This is a genomic window from Paracoccus wurundjeri (assembly GCF_030678915.1).
Taxonomy (GTDB): domain Bacteria; phylum Pseudomonadota; class Alphaproteobacteria; order Rhodobacterales; family Rhodobacteraceae; genus Paracoccus; species Paracoccus onubensis_A.
The window spans coordinates 139,753-154,464 of the sequence record NZ_JAUUTZ010000002.1; the positions used below are offsets into that span (position 1 = coordinate 139,753).

The 14,712-nt window shown below is 60.8% G+C and carries 13 protein-coding genes; 6 read left to right on the top strand and 7 right to left on the bottom strand.

Features of this window, described 5'->3' with window-relative positions; translation table 11 throughout:
- Window positions 1-43: 43 nt before the first annotated feature.
- The 6 genes from Q0601_RS03010 to Q0601_RS03035 all read right to left on the bottom strand — a co-directional run bounded on the left by Q0601_RS03010 (window position 44) and on the right by Q0601_RS03035 (window position 7,640).
- Window positions 44-1,615 (bottom strand): ABC transporter substrate-binding protein, encoded by a 1,572-nt coding sequence (locus tag Q0601_RS03010; protein ID WP_305286983.1) that lies wholly within the window; start codon window positions 1,613-1,615, stop codon window positions 44-46.
- Between the two features lie 18 nt (window positions 1,616-1,633).
- Window positions 1,634-2,542 (bottom strand): ABC transporter permease, encoded by a 909-nt coding sequence (locus Q0601_RS03015; protein WP_305286985.1) that lies wholly within the window; start codon window positions 2,540-2,542, stop codon window positions 1,634-1,636.
- Window positions 2,539-3,480 carry an ABC transporter permease gene (locus Q0601_RS03020; protein WP_305286987.1) on the bottom strand — a complete coding sequence of 314 codons (942 nt, stop codon included), beginning with the start codon at window positions 3,478-3,480 and terminating at the stop codon, window positions 2,539-2,541. The genes Q0601_RS03015 and Q0601_RS03020 overlap by 4 nt, the downstream gene beginning before the upstream one ends.
- Window positions 3,477-5,105, bottom strand: a complete 1,629-nt coding sequence (locus tag Q0601_RS03025; RefSeq protein WP_305286989.1) for an amidohydrolase — start codon at window positions 5,103-5,105, stop codon at window positions 3,477-3,479. The genes Q0601_RS03020 and Q0601_RS03025 overlap by 4 nt, the downstream gene beginning before the upstream one ends.
- Window positions 5,106-5,383: 278 nt before the next feature.
- The gene (locus Q0601_RS03030) at window positions 5,384-6,304 is read right to left on the bottom strand and encodes a LysR family transcriptional regulator (protein WP_305286991.1); all 921 of its coding nucleotides are present in this window, start codon (window positions 6,302-6,304) and stop codon (window positions 5,384-5,386) included.
- A 319-nt stretch (window positions 6,305-6,623) separates the two neighbouring features.
- Window positions 6,624-7,640, bottom strand: coding sequence for a LacI family DNA-binding transcriptional regulator (locus tag Q0601_RS03035; RefSeq protein WP_305286993.1), 1,017 nt, complete (start codon window positions 7,638-7,640; stop codon window positions 6,624-6,626).
- 109 nt (window positions 7,641-7,749) lie between these two features.
- On the opposite strand from Q0601_RS03035, the gene Q0601_RS03040 reads away from it, so the two are divergent.
- The 6 genes from Q0601_RS03040 to Q0601_RS03065 are packed head-to-tail and all read left to right on the top strand — an operon-like array spanning window position 7,750 to window position 13,599.
- Window positions 7,750-8,763 carry a TRAP transporter substrate-binding protein gene (locus Q0601_RS03040; protein WP_305286995.1) on the top strand — a complete coding sequence of 338 codons (1,014 nt, stop codon included), beginning with the start codon at window positions 7,750-7,752 and terminating at the stop codon, window positions 8,761-8,763.
- Window position 8,764: 1 nt separating this feature from the next.
- Window positions 8,765-9,277 (top strand): TRAP transporter small permease, encoded by a 513-nt coding sequence (locus Q0601_RS03045; RefSeq protein ID WP_305286997.1) that lies wholly within the window; start codon window positions 8,765-8,767, stop codon window positions 9,275-9,277.
- Window positions 9,274-10,551 carry a TRAP transporter large permease gene (locus Q0601_RS03050; RefSeq protein WP_305286999.1) on the top strand — a complete coding sequence of 426 codons (1,278 nt, stop codon included), beginning with the start codon at window positions 9,274-9,276 and terminating at the stop codon, window positions 10,549-10,551. The genes Q0601_RS03045 and Q0601_RS03050 overlap by 4 nt, the downstream gene beginning before the upstream one ends.
- Window positions 10,552-10,554: 3 nt before the next feature.
- Window positions 10,555-11,094, top strand: a complete 540-nt coding sequence (locus Q0601_RS03055; protein WP_305287001.1) for a VOC family protein — start codon at window positions 10,555-10,557, stop codon at window positions 11,092-11,094.
- Window positions 11,095-11,098: 4 nt separating this feature from the next.
- Window positions 11,099-12,355 carry a RuBisCO large subunit C-terminal-like domain-containing protein gene (locus Q0601_RS03060; RefSeq protein WP_305287003.1) on the top strand — a complete coding sequence of 419 codons (1,257 nt, stop codon included), beginning with the start codon at window positions 11,099-11,101 and terminating at the stop codon, window positions 12,353-12,355.
- Window positions 12,356-12,360: 5 nt separating this feature from the next.
- Entirely contained in the window at window positions 12,361-13,599 is a 1,239-nt protein-coding gene (locus Q0601_RS03065; protein ID WP_305287005.1) for a four-carbon acid sugar kinase family protein, read from the top strand.
- A 20-nt stretch (window positions 13,600-13,619) separates the two neighbouring features.
- Here the strand turns inward: Q0601_RS03065 and Q0601_RS03070 are convergent, their stop codons facing one another.
- On the bottom strand, window positions 13,620-14,708 hold the full coding sequence (locus Q0601_RS03070) for an isocitrate/isopropylmalate dehydrogenase family protein (protein ID WP_305287007.1): 1,089 nt from the start codon (window positions 14,706-14,708) through the stop codon (window positions 13,620-13,622).
- Window positions 14,709-14,712 lie beyond the last annotated feature (4 nt).

Consider the following 14,712-nt stretch of genomic DNA (forward strand, 5'->3'; position numbering starts at 1 on the left):
TGTTGTCAGAGGCGAGGCGCGCAGCAACGCCCCGCCGGATCCGTTACTCCCGGAACTTCAAATCCAGCCCTTTGTAGAGACCCGAGCCATAGATGTTGTGCGGCACGACCGTCTCCAGTTCCGCGGATTGCACGATGGTCATCGGCTCGTGATAAAGCGGCAGCCAGACAGCGGCGTCATGCACCTTGTTAAGCACCTTGGCATAGGCTTCGGCACGGGTGTTGTCGTCGGTCGCGTGACGCCCTTCGGCCAGCCATTCATCGGTTTCCGGATCGTTCCAGTTCATCCGGTTCGGCGTCGGGATATTCTCGGACAGGAAATAAAGGTTCAGGGCGTCCCCCGCCGAAATATAGGGATAGCTCATGCCGAACATATCGAATTCCTGCGTGGAAATCTTGCCCCAGAAGACGGTGGCGTCGAAGGTCTGGATTTGCATCCCGATCCCGACTTTCAGCAGCTCGGCCTGTACGAATTCCGCAAGGCCCTGCCAGGTTGAACCGCCCTGGATATAGGCAACCGGTGCCAATCTTACGCCATCCTTTTCGCGAACCCCGTCCGATCCCGGCATCCAGCCGGCCTCGTCGAGGATCCGTTTCGCCTCTTCCGGATCATAGCGCAGCAGCTTGTCTTCCAGAGATTTGTCCCAGTCGAGGGCATTCTCGGAAATATAGCTGTAAGCGGGGGTCACCTCGTCGAACATGATATCGCGGGCCAGTGCCTCCTGATCGACGGCAAGATTGATCGCCCTGCGCACCGCCGGATCCTCGACCGCCGGCTTGTCGATCTTGAAACCAATGAAATAGGTCCAGAATGCCGCGTCCGAGCGAACCGTCTCAAGGGTCGGGGCCTGTTGCACCTGCTCAAGCGCGATGGCGGGAATATATTGCGTGATCTGGCTTTGATTGGTCATCAATGCCACCGTCCGGGTATTGCCTTCGGGCACGATCTGCCAGGTGATCGCGGCCATGTGCGGAGCGCCCTTGTTCTCGTAGAATTCGGGTCCCCAGCTGTATTCCTCATGCCTGGTCATGGTCAGCCGGTCGCGCGGTAGCCATTCCTGCCAGCAGAAAGGGCCGGTCCCGTTGAACCCCGTTACGCCGAAATCGTCTCCCAGTTCCTCGACATTGTTCTTGTCGACCACCGTCGCAAAGCTTTGCGTCAGCTGATACAATAATTCAGAGAACGGCGCCTCCAACTCGTATTTGACGGTTTTGGGATCCGGAGCAGTGATGCTCTTGACCTCGCCCGCGCGCCAGGCCACCGGCGAATTCGTTTCCGGATCGATCCAGCGTTCGAACGAATAGACGACATCCTCGGCGGTCATTTCCCGGCCGTCGCAGAACTTGATTCCGTCTTTCAGATGGAAAGTATAGGTGAGACCATCATCCGAGACCTCCCAATCCTTTGCCAGCCCGTCGGTGAGGGTGCTCATGTCGGGCTCAAGCGATACCAATGTATCGCCCAGCATGAACAGCACTTCCGATGCGGATCGCGCGGTCGATTTATGCGGATCGTAATTGTTGCTGTCCACTTCGCGCACGATATTGATCTCCTGCGCAGAGGCCGGCAGTGCCAACGCCAGCGCGATGGCTCCGTAAAGCAATGATTTCTTCATGATGGGCTTCCCTGTTGTTTATGTTTGAAGGCGAGGGTCCAGAACATCGCGCAATGCATCGCCGGTGATGTTCGCGCACAGCACGATAACGAAGATCACAACCGAGGGGATCGTGGCGATATGTGGCGCAAACAGCAGCGTGTCGCGCCCCTGTGCCGCCATCATCCCCAGTTCCGAGGCAGGCGCCTGTGCCCCAAGTCCCAGAAAGCTGAGCGCCGCGCCGATCAGGATGATCTGCCCGAAACGCAGGCTGAGAAAGATCATGATCGAAGAGATCGAGTTACGCAGCAGGTAACGCCGGAAAATCGCCAGATCCGACAGGCCGACGGCGCGTCCGGCCTCGATATATTCCTGACCCATCACGCCGATACCAATCGATCTGGCAATCCTGGCACAGTCGGGTATCGATGCGATACCAAGCGCGACGATAACCGGCAGGACCCCGGTCCCCGCCACTGCAACCAGCGCGAGCCCCAGCAGAATCGCGGGAAATGACAGCATCATGTCGTTGAGCCGCATGATCCACGGGTCAATCCGGCGATACATCGCGGACAACAAACCGAGAGCCGAGCCGACGATACCGCCGATCCCGACCGCCACGAGGCCGATCAGCAATGTCAGCCGTGTTCCGTAAAGGACGCGCGACAGGATATCGCGTCCCTGACTGTCGGTCCCCAGCAGATATTCCCATGTCCCGCGCTCTGTCCATGCGGGGGGCTGCATGACCGCCCGCGAGTTCGCGCTGGGATCATGGGGCGCGATCCACGGCGCCAGAATTGCTGCCAGCACGATCGCGGCAAGCAACAGCATGGCAGGGGCCGCCGCACGATCGCGCAGCAATGCCCGCCACCATGCGCGGCGTCGGGCGGGCGCCGGCGCTTCGGGCAGGATCGCCTGGTCGCCGCCTTCTGTCCCGGTTGCGGTCATGTTTTCTGCGCCCTTGGATCAAGCTGGGTATAGAGAATGTCGACGATCAGGTTCACAAGGATGAACCCCACTGCCAGGGCCAGGATGGTTCCCTGCGTCAAGGGGAAATCCGATGACAGGATTGCGCCGACGGCAAGCCTGCCGATGCCGGGATAGGAAAAGATCGTTTCGGTCACGACCGCACCGCCCAGCAGATAACCGATCTGCAAGCCCACCAGCGTGACGACGGGGATCAGGGCGTTGCGAAGCCCGTGGCGCAGGATGACCTGCCATTCGGGCAATCCCTTTGCGCGGGCGGTGCGGACATGGTCCAGCCGCAGCACCTCGAGCACCGAAGAGCGGGTCATGCGCGATACCGGCCCGATAAAGATCATCCCAAGCGACAATGCAGGCAATGCGATATGGCTTAGCCCTTCCATCGTCCAAAGCGGTCCGCCCCGCCCGATAAACGGAAAAAGCGGAAATTTGACGCCCAGGAACTGGATCAGGATCAGGCAGATGAAGAAGATCGGCAGAGATACGCCAGCAACCGAAATCGCCATGATGAAACGGTCGAAAAGCGAGCCGCGCCAGACCGCCGCCAGCGTTCCCATCGCGATACCAAGCGGGATCGACCAGAACAGACTGGCCACCATCAGCTCGATCGTCGGAACAATCGCCGCGGCAAGCTCACTTGTGACAGATTTGTTCGAAATCAGCGAACGACCCAGATCGCCGTGGGCAAGCCGCTCCATATATTTGCCGAATTGCACGATCACGGGTTGATCGAGCCCCATTTCCGCCCGGATCTGTTCGACCACCTCGGGCGGCGCGGTCGGCCCGGCCTGTACCCGCGCGGGATCTCCGGGGGCAAGCTGAACCAGGGCGAAACCCAGGAACAGCACCCCGAACAGAACCGGGATGGATACCAGTATCCGGTTGAGGATCGTTTCGATCATTGTCCTTCCCGCTCGTGAACAATCCGCCCGCCAAGGATCGTCATATCGCAGCGCGTGGCGGTGATCTCTTCGGGATCGATCCTGAAGAGATCGCGTTCCCACACCGCGATATCGCCAAGCTGACCGGGTTCCAGCCGCCCCTTTATCGTCTCTTCATGCGAGGCGTAGGCAGAGGCACCGGTATAGGCATGCAGCGCCTCTTCCATGCTCAGCCGGTGTTCGGGGCCCAGAACCGTGCCGTTCGACGTCTTGCGCGTGACCATGTTGTAGATCACCGGCATCGGGTCGACCTCGGTCACCGGGCAATCGGTCGAAGCCGACGGGTTCAGCCCCGCCTCGATCCAGGTCCGCATCGGATGCGAAGCCTCGACCCGCTCCTGTTCCGCCACCGTGCAGTAGAGGTCGCCAAACCAGTAAAGGAAAGACGGCTGAGGCACCGGGATGATATGCATGTCGATCATCCGCTGCATCTGATCGGGGCGCAGCCATCCGCAATGCTCGATCCGGTGACGGCGGTCGGCAACGGGCATATCGGTCAGGGCCGCCTCATAGGCCTCCAGCACCTGATCGATCGCGGCATCGCCAATGGCATGGATGGCCATCTGATAGCCCGCGCGATGGGCCGCCACGACCATGCCGGTCAGCTCTGCCTGATCCGGGATGCACAACAGCCCCTTGTCGTCGGGATCGTCGCCAAGATAGGGCCAGGTCATCGCTGCCGTCCGCCCGCCTGCACTACCATCGGTAAAGATCTTGACCGGTCCGTGCCGGAACATCTCGTCACCCGTACCGGTGATCATCCCCGCTTCGGTCGCCTTTTCCAGAATCGAGCGCGTCTTGTCGCCCATGACGCAGCCATAGACGCGCAGCGGCAGTCGTCCCTGCTTTTTCGCGGCCAGATAAGCCTCCATCTCGGGCCAGCCTTCACGGATGCCGATAGCGGCCTCCATGCAAGAGGTGATGCCGTAAGACAGCAGATCCCTGCCGCCGCGTTCGATGGCGTCGATCAGCATCTCGACTGTGAGTTCCGGCAGCACCGCAATCACCGCCTCGCGGCCGGTTTCAGCCAGAAGACCGGTCAGCCGGCCATTCTGCCGTTCGATCAGCCCGCCTTCCGGAGACGGCGTGTCGTCGGTAATGCCCGCCAGTTCAAGCGCCACACTGTTGGCGACAGCCAGATGTCCGCAGGTGCGCACGATATAGACCGGATGATCGGGACAGGCTTCGTCCAGCTCTTCGCGGTAAGGATGGCGACCGGTCTCCAGCTTGAAATGATCATAACCGCGACCGGTGATCCATTTTCCTTTCGGTGTGTCGGCCGCTTTGGTCCGCAGCGCATCAAGCAGGGCCGCCAGTGTAGGCGCGGATTTGGGGCGCAAATCGACCTCGGCCATGGCCAACCCATACATGTGCAGATGCAGATGTGCATCGTTCAGTCCCGGAGTCGCCAATCGCCCGTTCAGATCGATAACGCGCGTATCCGGCCCGCCAAGCGTCATGATCTCGGCATCCGCACCCGTCGCAAGAACCTTTCCTTGCCTGCAGGCCAGCGCCTCTGCGAATCCAAGTCCCAAGCCCTTCCAGATCCTGCCATTCACGAGCAGAAAATCAGCGTGATCATTCATGAGACGCACCGCTGGATCACCGTGGTTGCCGGGTTCATTCCGCCCTCCGATCCGATCATGTTATTTGTATGGTTCCATGATACGCGGGGGCGCAGCTGATCCGTCAACGAAAACCAGAGCCTTGCTGCGACGCAGCTAAAATATTAAGCAATAAACTTTTAATTTATTGAAATATATAAAATTATCTTATGAGGATCCGTTCGCCATCTCATCCTTCGGCATGAGCTTATGAATTATTATTCAGATTTGATAATTTTTAAGAAGATTTCATGATATGCTCAGCCCCAGCCGACCGGTTCCATTTCGGCGACGGTCGCGGCAAGATTTTCAAGCAGCAGGCTCATCATCTCATTCGGTTCGGCGCATTCGGGTAACATGGCAATCGCGGCGACCCGCGTGACCGGCGCGAATTTGCGGGTGACGATACCAAGGCCGGCAGACAGGGCTGCCGTATATGGATCGACCACCGCCACCCCAAGGCCGGCATTGACCATCGCACAAGCGGTCTGCGCCTGAGCCGTTTCAAGCCGCGGCTCGTAGCGGACACCTTGTTGAGCGAAAGCGCCGACGACCAGCGTGGACAGAACCGGCCCGATACCGATCACCGGATATTTAGCCAGATCCGAAGGCCCCAGCACGGCCCGCATGGTCAGCAAATGGTCCCGCGGCAGGATCGCGACAAGCTCGGCTTCGCCCAATCGTCTGGTTTGAACGCCCGGATTCTCCAGCTGACCCATCGCCAGCCCCAGATCCGCGAGGCCGAGTTCGACCGAATGCCTGACCCTTTCGGGTTCCTGAACGGTGACTTCGACATCCAGGCCCTCGCAACCGGCGACGGCACGCAGCAATGCAGGCGGCAGCACTGCATGCCCCATCGGCGGACTCGCGAAGATCCGAATTCGCCCGCGTTTCCTGTGTTTAAGCGCATGCAGACGTTTCGAGAGATCCTCAAGAACCCCGATCAGTGGGCGAAGGTCATCATAGATCAGCCTGCCCTCATCCGTCGGCTCCAACCGTCGCCCCTGACGCTGGAAAAGCGTAACGTCAAGCTGAGCCTCAAAGCTTCGGATCGCATTCCAGACCGCCGATTGCGACAGTCCCAGATATTCGGCGGCCGCCGGCGTCGTCCCTCGCTCCATGACCGCAACGAATGACTCTACAAGGCGCAGGTCCAGGTCGTTTCGTCGGTCGATGCGCATGGTGCTTTTCCTGGCAAGGGCTGGGAGGCGGTGAAGCTGGCGCAGGCTTCCTGTCTCGTCGGATCAGGATGCAGGGGCGGTCGGAACTGTCCGTCATCAGAGTTTTCCGGAACGCATAGGTTGTCTGGGAACGGGGCCCCTGTTTCGGATTCTGTTCGAGTTTAGGCCGCCGCCGATTGGTTCTGCAAGCGGTGTTTCCGGATGGTTCGGACGCGCATTTTCGAGATGACGTTTCAAGCCCTTGCCTGCTTAAGCCCTTGTCTGCCCGATCTTCGCTCTGGTGTCGGCATCACGACGGAATCGGTTTCCGCGGGGCCGGTCATGGCAGGTTGGTCGGAAACACGAATTGAAGCGGCAGAAATGTGGGTGCCGCGGCCGTATGCAATTGATCGACCATGACCTCAAGCAAAGTCTGGCTTCGCTGTGTCAGTACGGCGCTCATGACGCCCTCCGATAGCATCCTTCTGGTTCCCGGGCTCAGACCGTGGCCAATCAGCTGGACACGTCCCGTATTCGTGCGGCGGCGCAGTTCCGCCCCGATCCCCTCGGATGATCCTCCGACATTGTAGATGCCGATCAGATCGGGCGATCTTTCCAGCAATTCGGCGGTAAGCCGGGCGTTGATCTGCGGGTCGTCCTGCCCTTCGACCGTACCCGCGAATTGCAGATGCGGCCAATCACGCTGGATCAGTTCCTGAAAGCCAAGCTCCCGCTCGACATGGGCGCGATAATGGCGGGTGGCGGCGACCACTGCCACCTTACCGCCCCCGGGCGGCGCGGCGCGGGCCATCAGAAAGGCTGCCGTGCGTCCCGCGGCCAGATTGTCGATGCCGATATATGCCTGCCGGCGGCAGCCGGTGACGTCGCTGATCAGTGTCATCACCGTCTTGCCGGCATCGACCAGAGCATCGGCCTCATCGCGCACCACCGGATGGTCGACACCAAAGAACGCAATCGCATCTGCCTTGCGCCCCAGCCGTCGCAAACAGCGGGCCATCTCGCCCGGTTCCATCGAATCCACCAGAAAGCTTTGGATCCGAGCGCCGCGATCGCGTGTTTGTGCCCATATCCGCAACTCGTCGTTCAGGCCGCGAATATAGGAGTTGGCGCTGCCGGGAAGCACCACGATCAGGCGTTTTCTGTCCCTGCGGGCCAGTTTCGCCAGTTCGGCATCGGGCAGATAGCGGTTTTCGGCGGCGGCCTTTAGGACCCGTTCGGCTGTGGCCCGGCGCACATTCGGCCGGCCGTGCAGAACACGATCGACGGTTGCTTCCGAAACGCCCGCCGCGCGGGCAATGTCGCGGATACCGGAACGGGCTGGTCGGGAAGAACCCATCAAAATCCATCAAAAAACTTTCGTTGTGACGCATATGTGCATCGCCTAGCTTGCAGGTCAATGCGCCAGAGCGGATTTTCTGCGCAAAATGGAACAGGGGGAGGACATAATGACGAACGCGATCCGCATCTCGCGGCGTGGCCTGATCATCGCCGGTGGCGCCGCCTTGGCTATGCCCATGCTGGGCAAGGGCGCCAATGCCGCGACAACCTTGCGTTACGGCCATATGCACACGCCCAACTCGATTGCCGGCGCTCAGGCCGAATGGTTCGCCGAGGCCGTGGCCGAGAAGACCGGCGGCGAGATCACCATCCAGATCTTTCCGAATTCGCAGCTTGGCAAATTGCAGGAACTGGCCGAAGCCGTCTCGACCGGCTCCATCGCCTTCTCGCACAATACCGCAGGCGCTATCGGTTCTCTTTACGCACCGTTTGCCGCATTCGATACGCCCTATCTCTATCGCGATGTGGACCACCTTCTGAAGGTGACCGATACTTCCGGACCGCTCATGCAGGAACTCAATGAGGGACTGGTGGCGGCTTCGGGGACCCGGGTTGTCTATGGATTCTATTTCGGCACCCGGCATCTGACGACGAACCAGATGGTGCAGAACCCCGGGGATCTGGCGGGTCAGCGGGTCCGGGCGATCCCGTTCCCGATCTATATGGCGACGGTCGAGGGCCTGGGCGCCGTTCCGGTCCCGGTCGACTGGTCCGAGGTACCGACCGCGCTGGCAACCGGCGTTGTCAACGGTCAGGAAAACCCGTTGAATGTCATCCTCACGGCAAATCTGGCCGATGTGCAGACGCATCTGGTGCTGACCGGGCACACCTCCGCGGCGCAGATGGTGATGATGAATGATGATGTCTGGCAAGGTCTGGCCGATCCCCACAAAGAGGCCATCACCGCGGCGGCAGCCGAGACGCGCGCTCGTGCCTCTGACGAGATGCAGGCTTCGGAAACATCCGACCTCGAGGCGCTGCAAGAAAAGGGAATGACCGTCGTGGACGAGGCCGCGGGTCTCGATCTGTCTGCCTTCCGCGACAAGGTGACCGCGCGGATCTCCCAGGAATTCGACAGTCAGTATGGCGAATTCTATGCTCAGGTCGAGGCGATCTCCTGAGATGACCGATCCCGTTGCCCTTCCTGAACCGGTGCCCGCGCCGCGGGCGCTGGTGCGGATTTCCGATGCGCTGCTGGCGGTCGCGACCGGGCTGATGCTGTTGATCGTAGGACTGATCGTTTCCCAGATCGTGGCCCGCAACGTCTGGAACATGGGTCTGCCCAGGGCCGAGGAAATCTCTCGGGTGGCGGGCGTGCTCTGCGTCTATCTGGCGGCGCCGGTTCTGGCGCTAAGGGGCCAGCATGTCGCCGTCGACGTCTTTGTCGACCTGATGCCGCCCATGCCGCAAAAACTGTGCCTGATCCTGGCGGAGCTTTCGGTGATCGCCTTCTCCGCATTAAGTATCCTGGGCGGATATCTCTATCTGTTCCGTGCCTGGAAATTCCGGACGCCCGCGCTTGGGGTGCAGAATATCTGGTTCTATTCTCCGATCCTTCTCTGCCTTGGGCTTGTGATCGTAATGGCGGCCTGGCGGATCTGGTCGATCCTGATCAATGAAAGGGGCTCGGCGTGACCCTTACACTTCTGGTTATCTTCGCGATCCTTCTTGTGATCCGCGCGCCGATCTCGGTTGCGCTCGGCCTGTCTTCGGGCATTACCATCTTCTGGTATTCGCTGCCGCTTTCGGTGCTTCTGCAACGCGCCGTCAACTCCATCGACAGCTCACCCCTGCTGGCCGTGCCGATGTTCATCCTTGCTGCCGGGCTGCTGACCGCCACCGGCGTCACGCGCTACATGTTTGATCTGGTACGCATGGTGGTGGGGCGGGTCCGCGGTGGCATGGCGCATGTGAACGTGCTGCTTTCGCTGGTTTTTGCCGGCATGTCGGGCGCTGCGCTGGCCGATATCGGGGCGATGGGCGCTATGCAGGTCCGTGAAATGCAGGCGCAGGGCTACAACCGCCGCTTTGCCGCAGGCCTTTCGATCGCCGCGGCTACCATCGGCCCGATCTTTCCGCCCTCGATCCCGCTCATCATTTTCGCCACCGCTGCCGAGGTGTCAGGTGTCAAACTGCTGCTCGCCGGCATTGTACCCGCCTTGCTGATCACCATGATGTTGATGGGCTATATCGCGCTTGTCGCCAGACGGCAGAATCTGCCGCGCGATGATGTCTCTCCGACGCTTCCTGCCTTCCTGAAACTTTCGCTGATTTCGTTTCCGGCATTGCTGACGCCGGTTCTGCTGATCGGCGGATTGCTTTCGGGAATGTTCGGCCCGACCGAGGCGGCAGGCATCACCGTCGCCTATGCGATCCTGATCGGCATTCTGGTCTACCGCACGCTGACCTTGCGCGCATTGATCGACACCACCCGCGAGACGGTTCTTGCCACGGCGAATATTCTGTTCGTGGTGGCAGCGGCAGCGGTCTTTGCCTGGGTGCTGACGATGGATCAGATCCCTGCCAAAGCCGGCGCATGGATGCTGGGGATTTCAGATAATCCGCTGGTGTTGCTGCTGATCCTGAATCTGGTCCTGCTGGTCGCCGGCATGTTTCTTGAAAGCATCGCCGCGATCCTGATCATTGCGCCCATCGTCACGCCTGCGCTTCTGGAGGCCGGAGCCCCGCCGGAGCAGATCGGCGTGGTCATGGTGCTGAACCTGATGATCGGCCTGCTGACGCCTCCGGTCGGGATGAGCCTCTACATGATGTCCATCGCTGCGAAGATGCCCTTCGGCGAGGTCGTGCGCGGCGTGGCGCCGTTCTTCCTGCCGCTTGTCGTGGCGCTTGCGCTTGTCACATTGTTTCCGGGCCTCAGTGCCTGGTTGCCCAATTATCTGATGGAGTAACCCATGAGCCGTCTTATTGGCCCGATCCGCCAGCTTGGCTTCGTCGTCCCGGATATCGAAGCGGCGATGAAGCACTGGTCCGAGGTAATGGGCATCGGCCCCTTCTTCTATAATCCACGGGTGCCGATCGAAGATTACGTTTTCGAAGGCACAAGCTACGAGCCGCATAATTCGGTCGCGCTGGCGAACTCCGGCTACATTCAGGTCGAGCTGATCCAGTGCCGCAACACGGTCCCGTCATGCTACAAGGAATTCACCGATGCGGGGAATTGGGGCCTGCAACATACCGCCTGCTGGACCGAGGATTATGACCGCGATCTGGCATTGATGGAGGCCGAGGGCTTCCGCGTGAAGATGTCCGGCAAGGTTGGAGAAAACGGGCGTTTTGCCTATTTCGACCGCGAGACGCATCCCGGCACCTGTATCGAACTGTCCGAGGTCAAGGGCCCCAAGGGCCGCATGTTCGATCTGATCCGCGCCGCCTCGGAAGGCTGGGACGGTCAGGATCGTGTCCGCCCTTTCCCCGATCTTTCGAAGATCTGACCAGATGATCCGTGCAACTTATCACGTCGAAACGCCCTGTCCGATTGCCGAAGTCGCATCAATGATGGCCGGGGAACAAAGCGCGGGTACCTTTGTCCGCGTCGAAGGCGAAACCGACGATCTGCGCGCCCGCTTTGGTGCAACCGTGATTACCGCCGAAGAAATCGGACAGTCGGAAGCGCCTACGCTGCGCTCGGCCTGGGCAGAGCGCAAGGGGCTGACCGGGCCGCGCGGCATCTTCCGCGTGGTGATCGACTATCCCGAGGACAATGTGGGAGTAAATCTTCCTACGCTGGCCTCGGTGGTGGCCGGTAATCTTTATGATCTGGGCGAAGTGACCGGGCTGAAGCTTATGGATGTCGAGGTGACCCCCGAATATCGCGCACGCTACGATCAGCCCTCGATGGGGATCGCTGGCACCCGGGCCTCGGTGGGCGTCGGGGATCGTCCGATATTCGGCACGATCATCAAACCGAATATAGGCCTTTCGGCAGACGAGATCGCAGATCTGGTCGGACGGCTATGCGAGGCCGGTGCCGATTTCATCAAGGATGACGAGATCGCCGGAACCCATCCCCATGCGCCGGTCGATGCGAGGATACGCGCGGTGATGGCCGCAATCCGCCGATATCGGGACAGGACCGGCAAGCTTGTCATGGTCGCCTTCAATATCACCGACGAAACCGATGCGATGCGTCGTCACGCCGATCTTCTGGCTGCCGAAGAGGGTTCTTGCGCGATGGTCTCGCTGAACTGGGTCGGCATGGCAGCAGTGCAATCGCTGCGGCGCCACAGCCCCCTTGCCATCCACGGCCATCGTAACGGCTATGGCGGCATGGGGCGGCATCCGCTGTTGGGCATGGGGGTACGCGCCTATCAGACACTTTACCGTCTGGCCGGGATAGACCACATGCATGTGCATGGGATGGGCGGGAAATTCTCGGATCTCAACGAAGATGTGACCGACGCCGCGCGGCATTGCCTGACCCCGTTTCTGGCAGGCGATGACCGGGTGATGCCAATCTTTTCGTCCGGCCAATGGGCTGGCACGCTGCCGCACACGCTGACGCAACTGGGATCGGATGACCTGATGTTCCTGTCCGGCGGCGGGATCATGGCGCATCCGGGCGGCCCGGCGGCGGGACTGATCTCGCTGCGGCAGGCGCATGAGGCTATGATGGCAGGCATCCCGCTTGCGGATTACGCGCAGTCCCATCGGGAACTGGCGCAGGCTATTGCCAATTTTGGCACGAAGGGCTGAAAGCCGTGGCCTATGTCTTTATCGCCGACGATTTTACCGGCGCCTCCGATACTCTGGCGACGCTGGCGCGGGCGGGGCTGAAAGCAAGGCTGTTCCGGGACCTGCCTGCCCCGGCCGATCTGGTCGGGCTCGAGGCCTGGGGAATTGCTACCAAGGCGCGCGCGCTTGACCGCGCGGCGACGATTGCGCTTGGGCAGCGGCTTGGTAAAGGAATCGCGGCTTTTTCGCCCGATTTCCTGCATCTCAAGATCTGCTCGACTTTCGACAGCAGCCCCGGAACCGGAAATTTCGTCCTGATGGCAGAGATCCTTTCGGGCGCGCTCGGGATCGCGGATATCGCGGTGATCGGCGGGCAGCCCTCGCTGGGTCGTCATGCGATTTTCGGCACGCTGTTCGCGCGCGGACCCGACGGGCGCGTACATCGCATCGACCGGCATCCGGTGATGTCGATCCATCCGGTGACGCCGATGCACGAAGCCGACATGCTGCATCATCTGGAAGCGCTTGGCCTGCACGGCCTGAACCTCGTATCGCGCGGCATGTCCGGAAACGCCTTTCCGCGCTATTACGATGCGCTGGATCAAAGCGATGTCGAGGCCGCCGGGCACGACCTGCACTCTGGCACCAACCGCTGTCTGGTGATCGGCGCCTCTTCGGTTGCCGAAGCCTGGCTGGCAGCCCGCGGATATACCGCACCCGTCTTGCCGCCTGACACCCCGATCAATAACGGCCCGATCCTTGCCTTCGCAGGCAGCCGTTCATCCTTGACCACCGCACAGATCGCCGCTGCCGAAAGCTATAGCCGGCTTCCGATCAATCCCGCAGATATGATCGGCAAGGGTTCCCGGCTCGCCGAGGCCCGTGATTGGGCCGCCGAACGACTTGCCCGACGCGAGAATTGCATCATATTCCTGACCGCCGATCACGCCGGTCCTATCACGCCGGCGGATCTGGCCGAGGCTTCGGCAGAATTCGTGGCGCGCCTGGTCGAAAAGGCCTATCCCGGCGCATTGATCGTGGCGGGCGGTGACACATCCAGTGCCATCGTCGATCGGCTTGCCCCGGCATGGCTTGATTTTGCGGGGATGCTTTGCCCCGGTGTGCCGATACTTGGAAGCGACGGCCCTGCAGGAGAACTGCCGCTGGCGCTAAAAGGCGGGCAGATGGGCGGGCTTGACTTCTTTGACCGCGCTCGCGCGATCCTGCAGGGCGTAAAGCCTCAGACCCGGAACGGTGTGCGATAACGAAATGATCCCGGTATCGTTCAGCCAGCCGTAACGGCCCCGGCGATTTCCTCTACGATTGCGCTGGTTGCTGCTTTCGTGCCGGCGCTTCCACGGATGTCCCTGGTTCGCTTTGCCGGATCCGCCAGCATGCGCGTGATCGCATTCGAGATCAGACCCGAGGCGGCGATGGCCTCGGGGATCTGGCGGTTATGTCCCAACCAATCCACCAACATGCGCCCCGACTCGATCATCGCGAATGGATTCGCCATATCCTTGCCGGCAATATCGGGCGCCGAACCGTGAGTCGCCTGCGCCATGGCGATGTTTCCTTCGCCGATGCAAAGCCCCGGTGCCATTCCCAAGCCGCCGACAAGGCCCGCCGCTTCGTCCGACAGAATGTCGCCGAACATGTTCGTCGTCACGATCACGTCGAAATTCTGGGGTTCGCGGATCAGGCGCATGGCCATCGTATCCACGATAACCTCATTGACTTCCACATCCGGGAAATCCTTTGCCGCATTGTAACATTCCTCGACGAACATGCCGCAGCCAAGCTTGAACACGGTGTTCTTGTGAACCAATGTCAGCTTGCGGCGACGCTGTCGGGCAAGGTTCAGGGCCGCCCGGGCAACCCGCGACGAGCCAGCGCGGGTGATGACGCGCACCGAAACGGTAACATCCTTGGTGGGCCGAAATTCACCCGAGCCGGCCACGACATTGCGATCGGGCTGAAAGCCTTCGTTATTCTCGCGCACGATGATCAGATCGATATCGTCGCGCAATGCGCCAAGCCCCGGATAGGATCGCGTCGGACGGATATTGGCGAAGAGATCGAACTGCTTGCGCAGGATCGGATGTGGATTGATGGCGCCGGGCACCTTCGGATAGGCCTGATGCCCGATCGGGCCAAGAATGAAACCATCCATTCCGCGCAGCGCCTCAATCGTGCCTTCGGGAAAGGTCGAGCCGTGGCTGTCCAGCGCGATGCGCCCGATGGGCAGCGGGCGCCAGTCGATATTCAGCCCGGTTCTGGCGCAGGCCGCCTTGATGACCCTGACAGTGGCGGGGACGATTTCATGCCCGATATCGTCGCCGTTCAGGACCCCCAATGTAAGGTGGAAAGACATTGCG

Excerpts from the sequence above, each read along its gene's own strand:
- Q0601_RS03010 (WP_305286983.1), bottom strand. The coding sequence starts at position 1,615 with ATGAAGAAATCATTGCTTTACGGAGCCATCGCGCTGGCGTTGGCACTG.
- Q0601_RS03015 (WP_305286985.1), bottom strand. The coding sequence starts at position 2,542 with ATGACCGCAACCGGGACAGAAGGCGGCGACCAGGCGATCCTGCCCGAA.
- Q0601_RS03020 (WP_305286987.1), bottom strand. The coding sequence starts at position 3,480 with ATGATCGAAACGATCCTCAACCGGATACTGGTATCCATCCCGGTTCTG.
- Q0601_RS03025 (WP_305286989.1), bottom strand. The coding sequence starts at position 5,105 with ATGAATGATCACGCTGATTTTCTGCTCGTGAATGGCAGGATCTGGAAG.
- Q0601_RS03030 (WP_305286991.1), bottom strand. The coding sequence starts at position 6,304 with ATGCGCATCGACCGACGAAACGACCTGGACCTGCGCCTTGTAGAGTCA.
- Q0601_RS03035 (WP_305286993.1), bottom strand. The coding sequence starts at position 7,640 with ATGGGTTCTTCCCGACCAGCCCGTTCCGGTATCCGCGACATTGCCCGC.
- Q0601_RS03040 (WP_305286995.1), top strand. The coding sequence starts at position 7,750 with ATGACGAACGCGATCCGCATCTCGCGGCGTGGCCTGATCATCGCCGGT.
- Q0601_RS03045 (WP_305286997.1), top strand. The coding sequence starts at position 8,765 with ATGACCGATCCCGTTGCCCTTCCTGAACCGGTGCCCGCGCCGCGGGCG.
- Q0601_RS03055 (WP_305287001.1), top strand. The coding sequence starts at position 10,555 with ATGAGCCGTCTTATTGGCCCGATCCGCCAGCTTGGCTTCGTCGTCCCG.
- Q0601_RS03060 (WP_305287003.1), top strand. The coding sequence starts at position 11,099 with ATGATCCGTGCAACTTATCACGTCGAAACGCCCTGTCCGATTGCCGAA.
- Q0601_RS03070 (WP_305287007.1), bottom strand. The coding sequence starts at position 14,708 with ATGTCTTTCCACCTTACATTGGGGGTCCTGAACGGCGACGATATCGGG.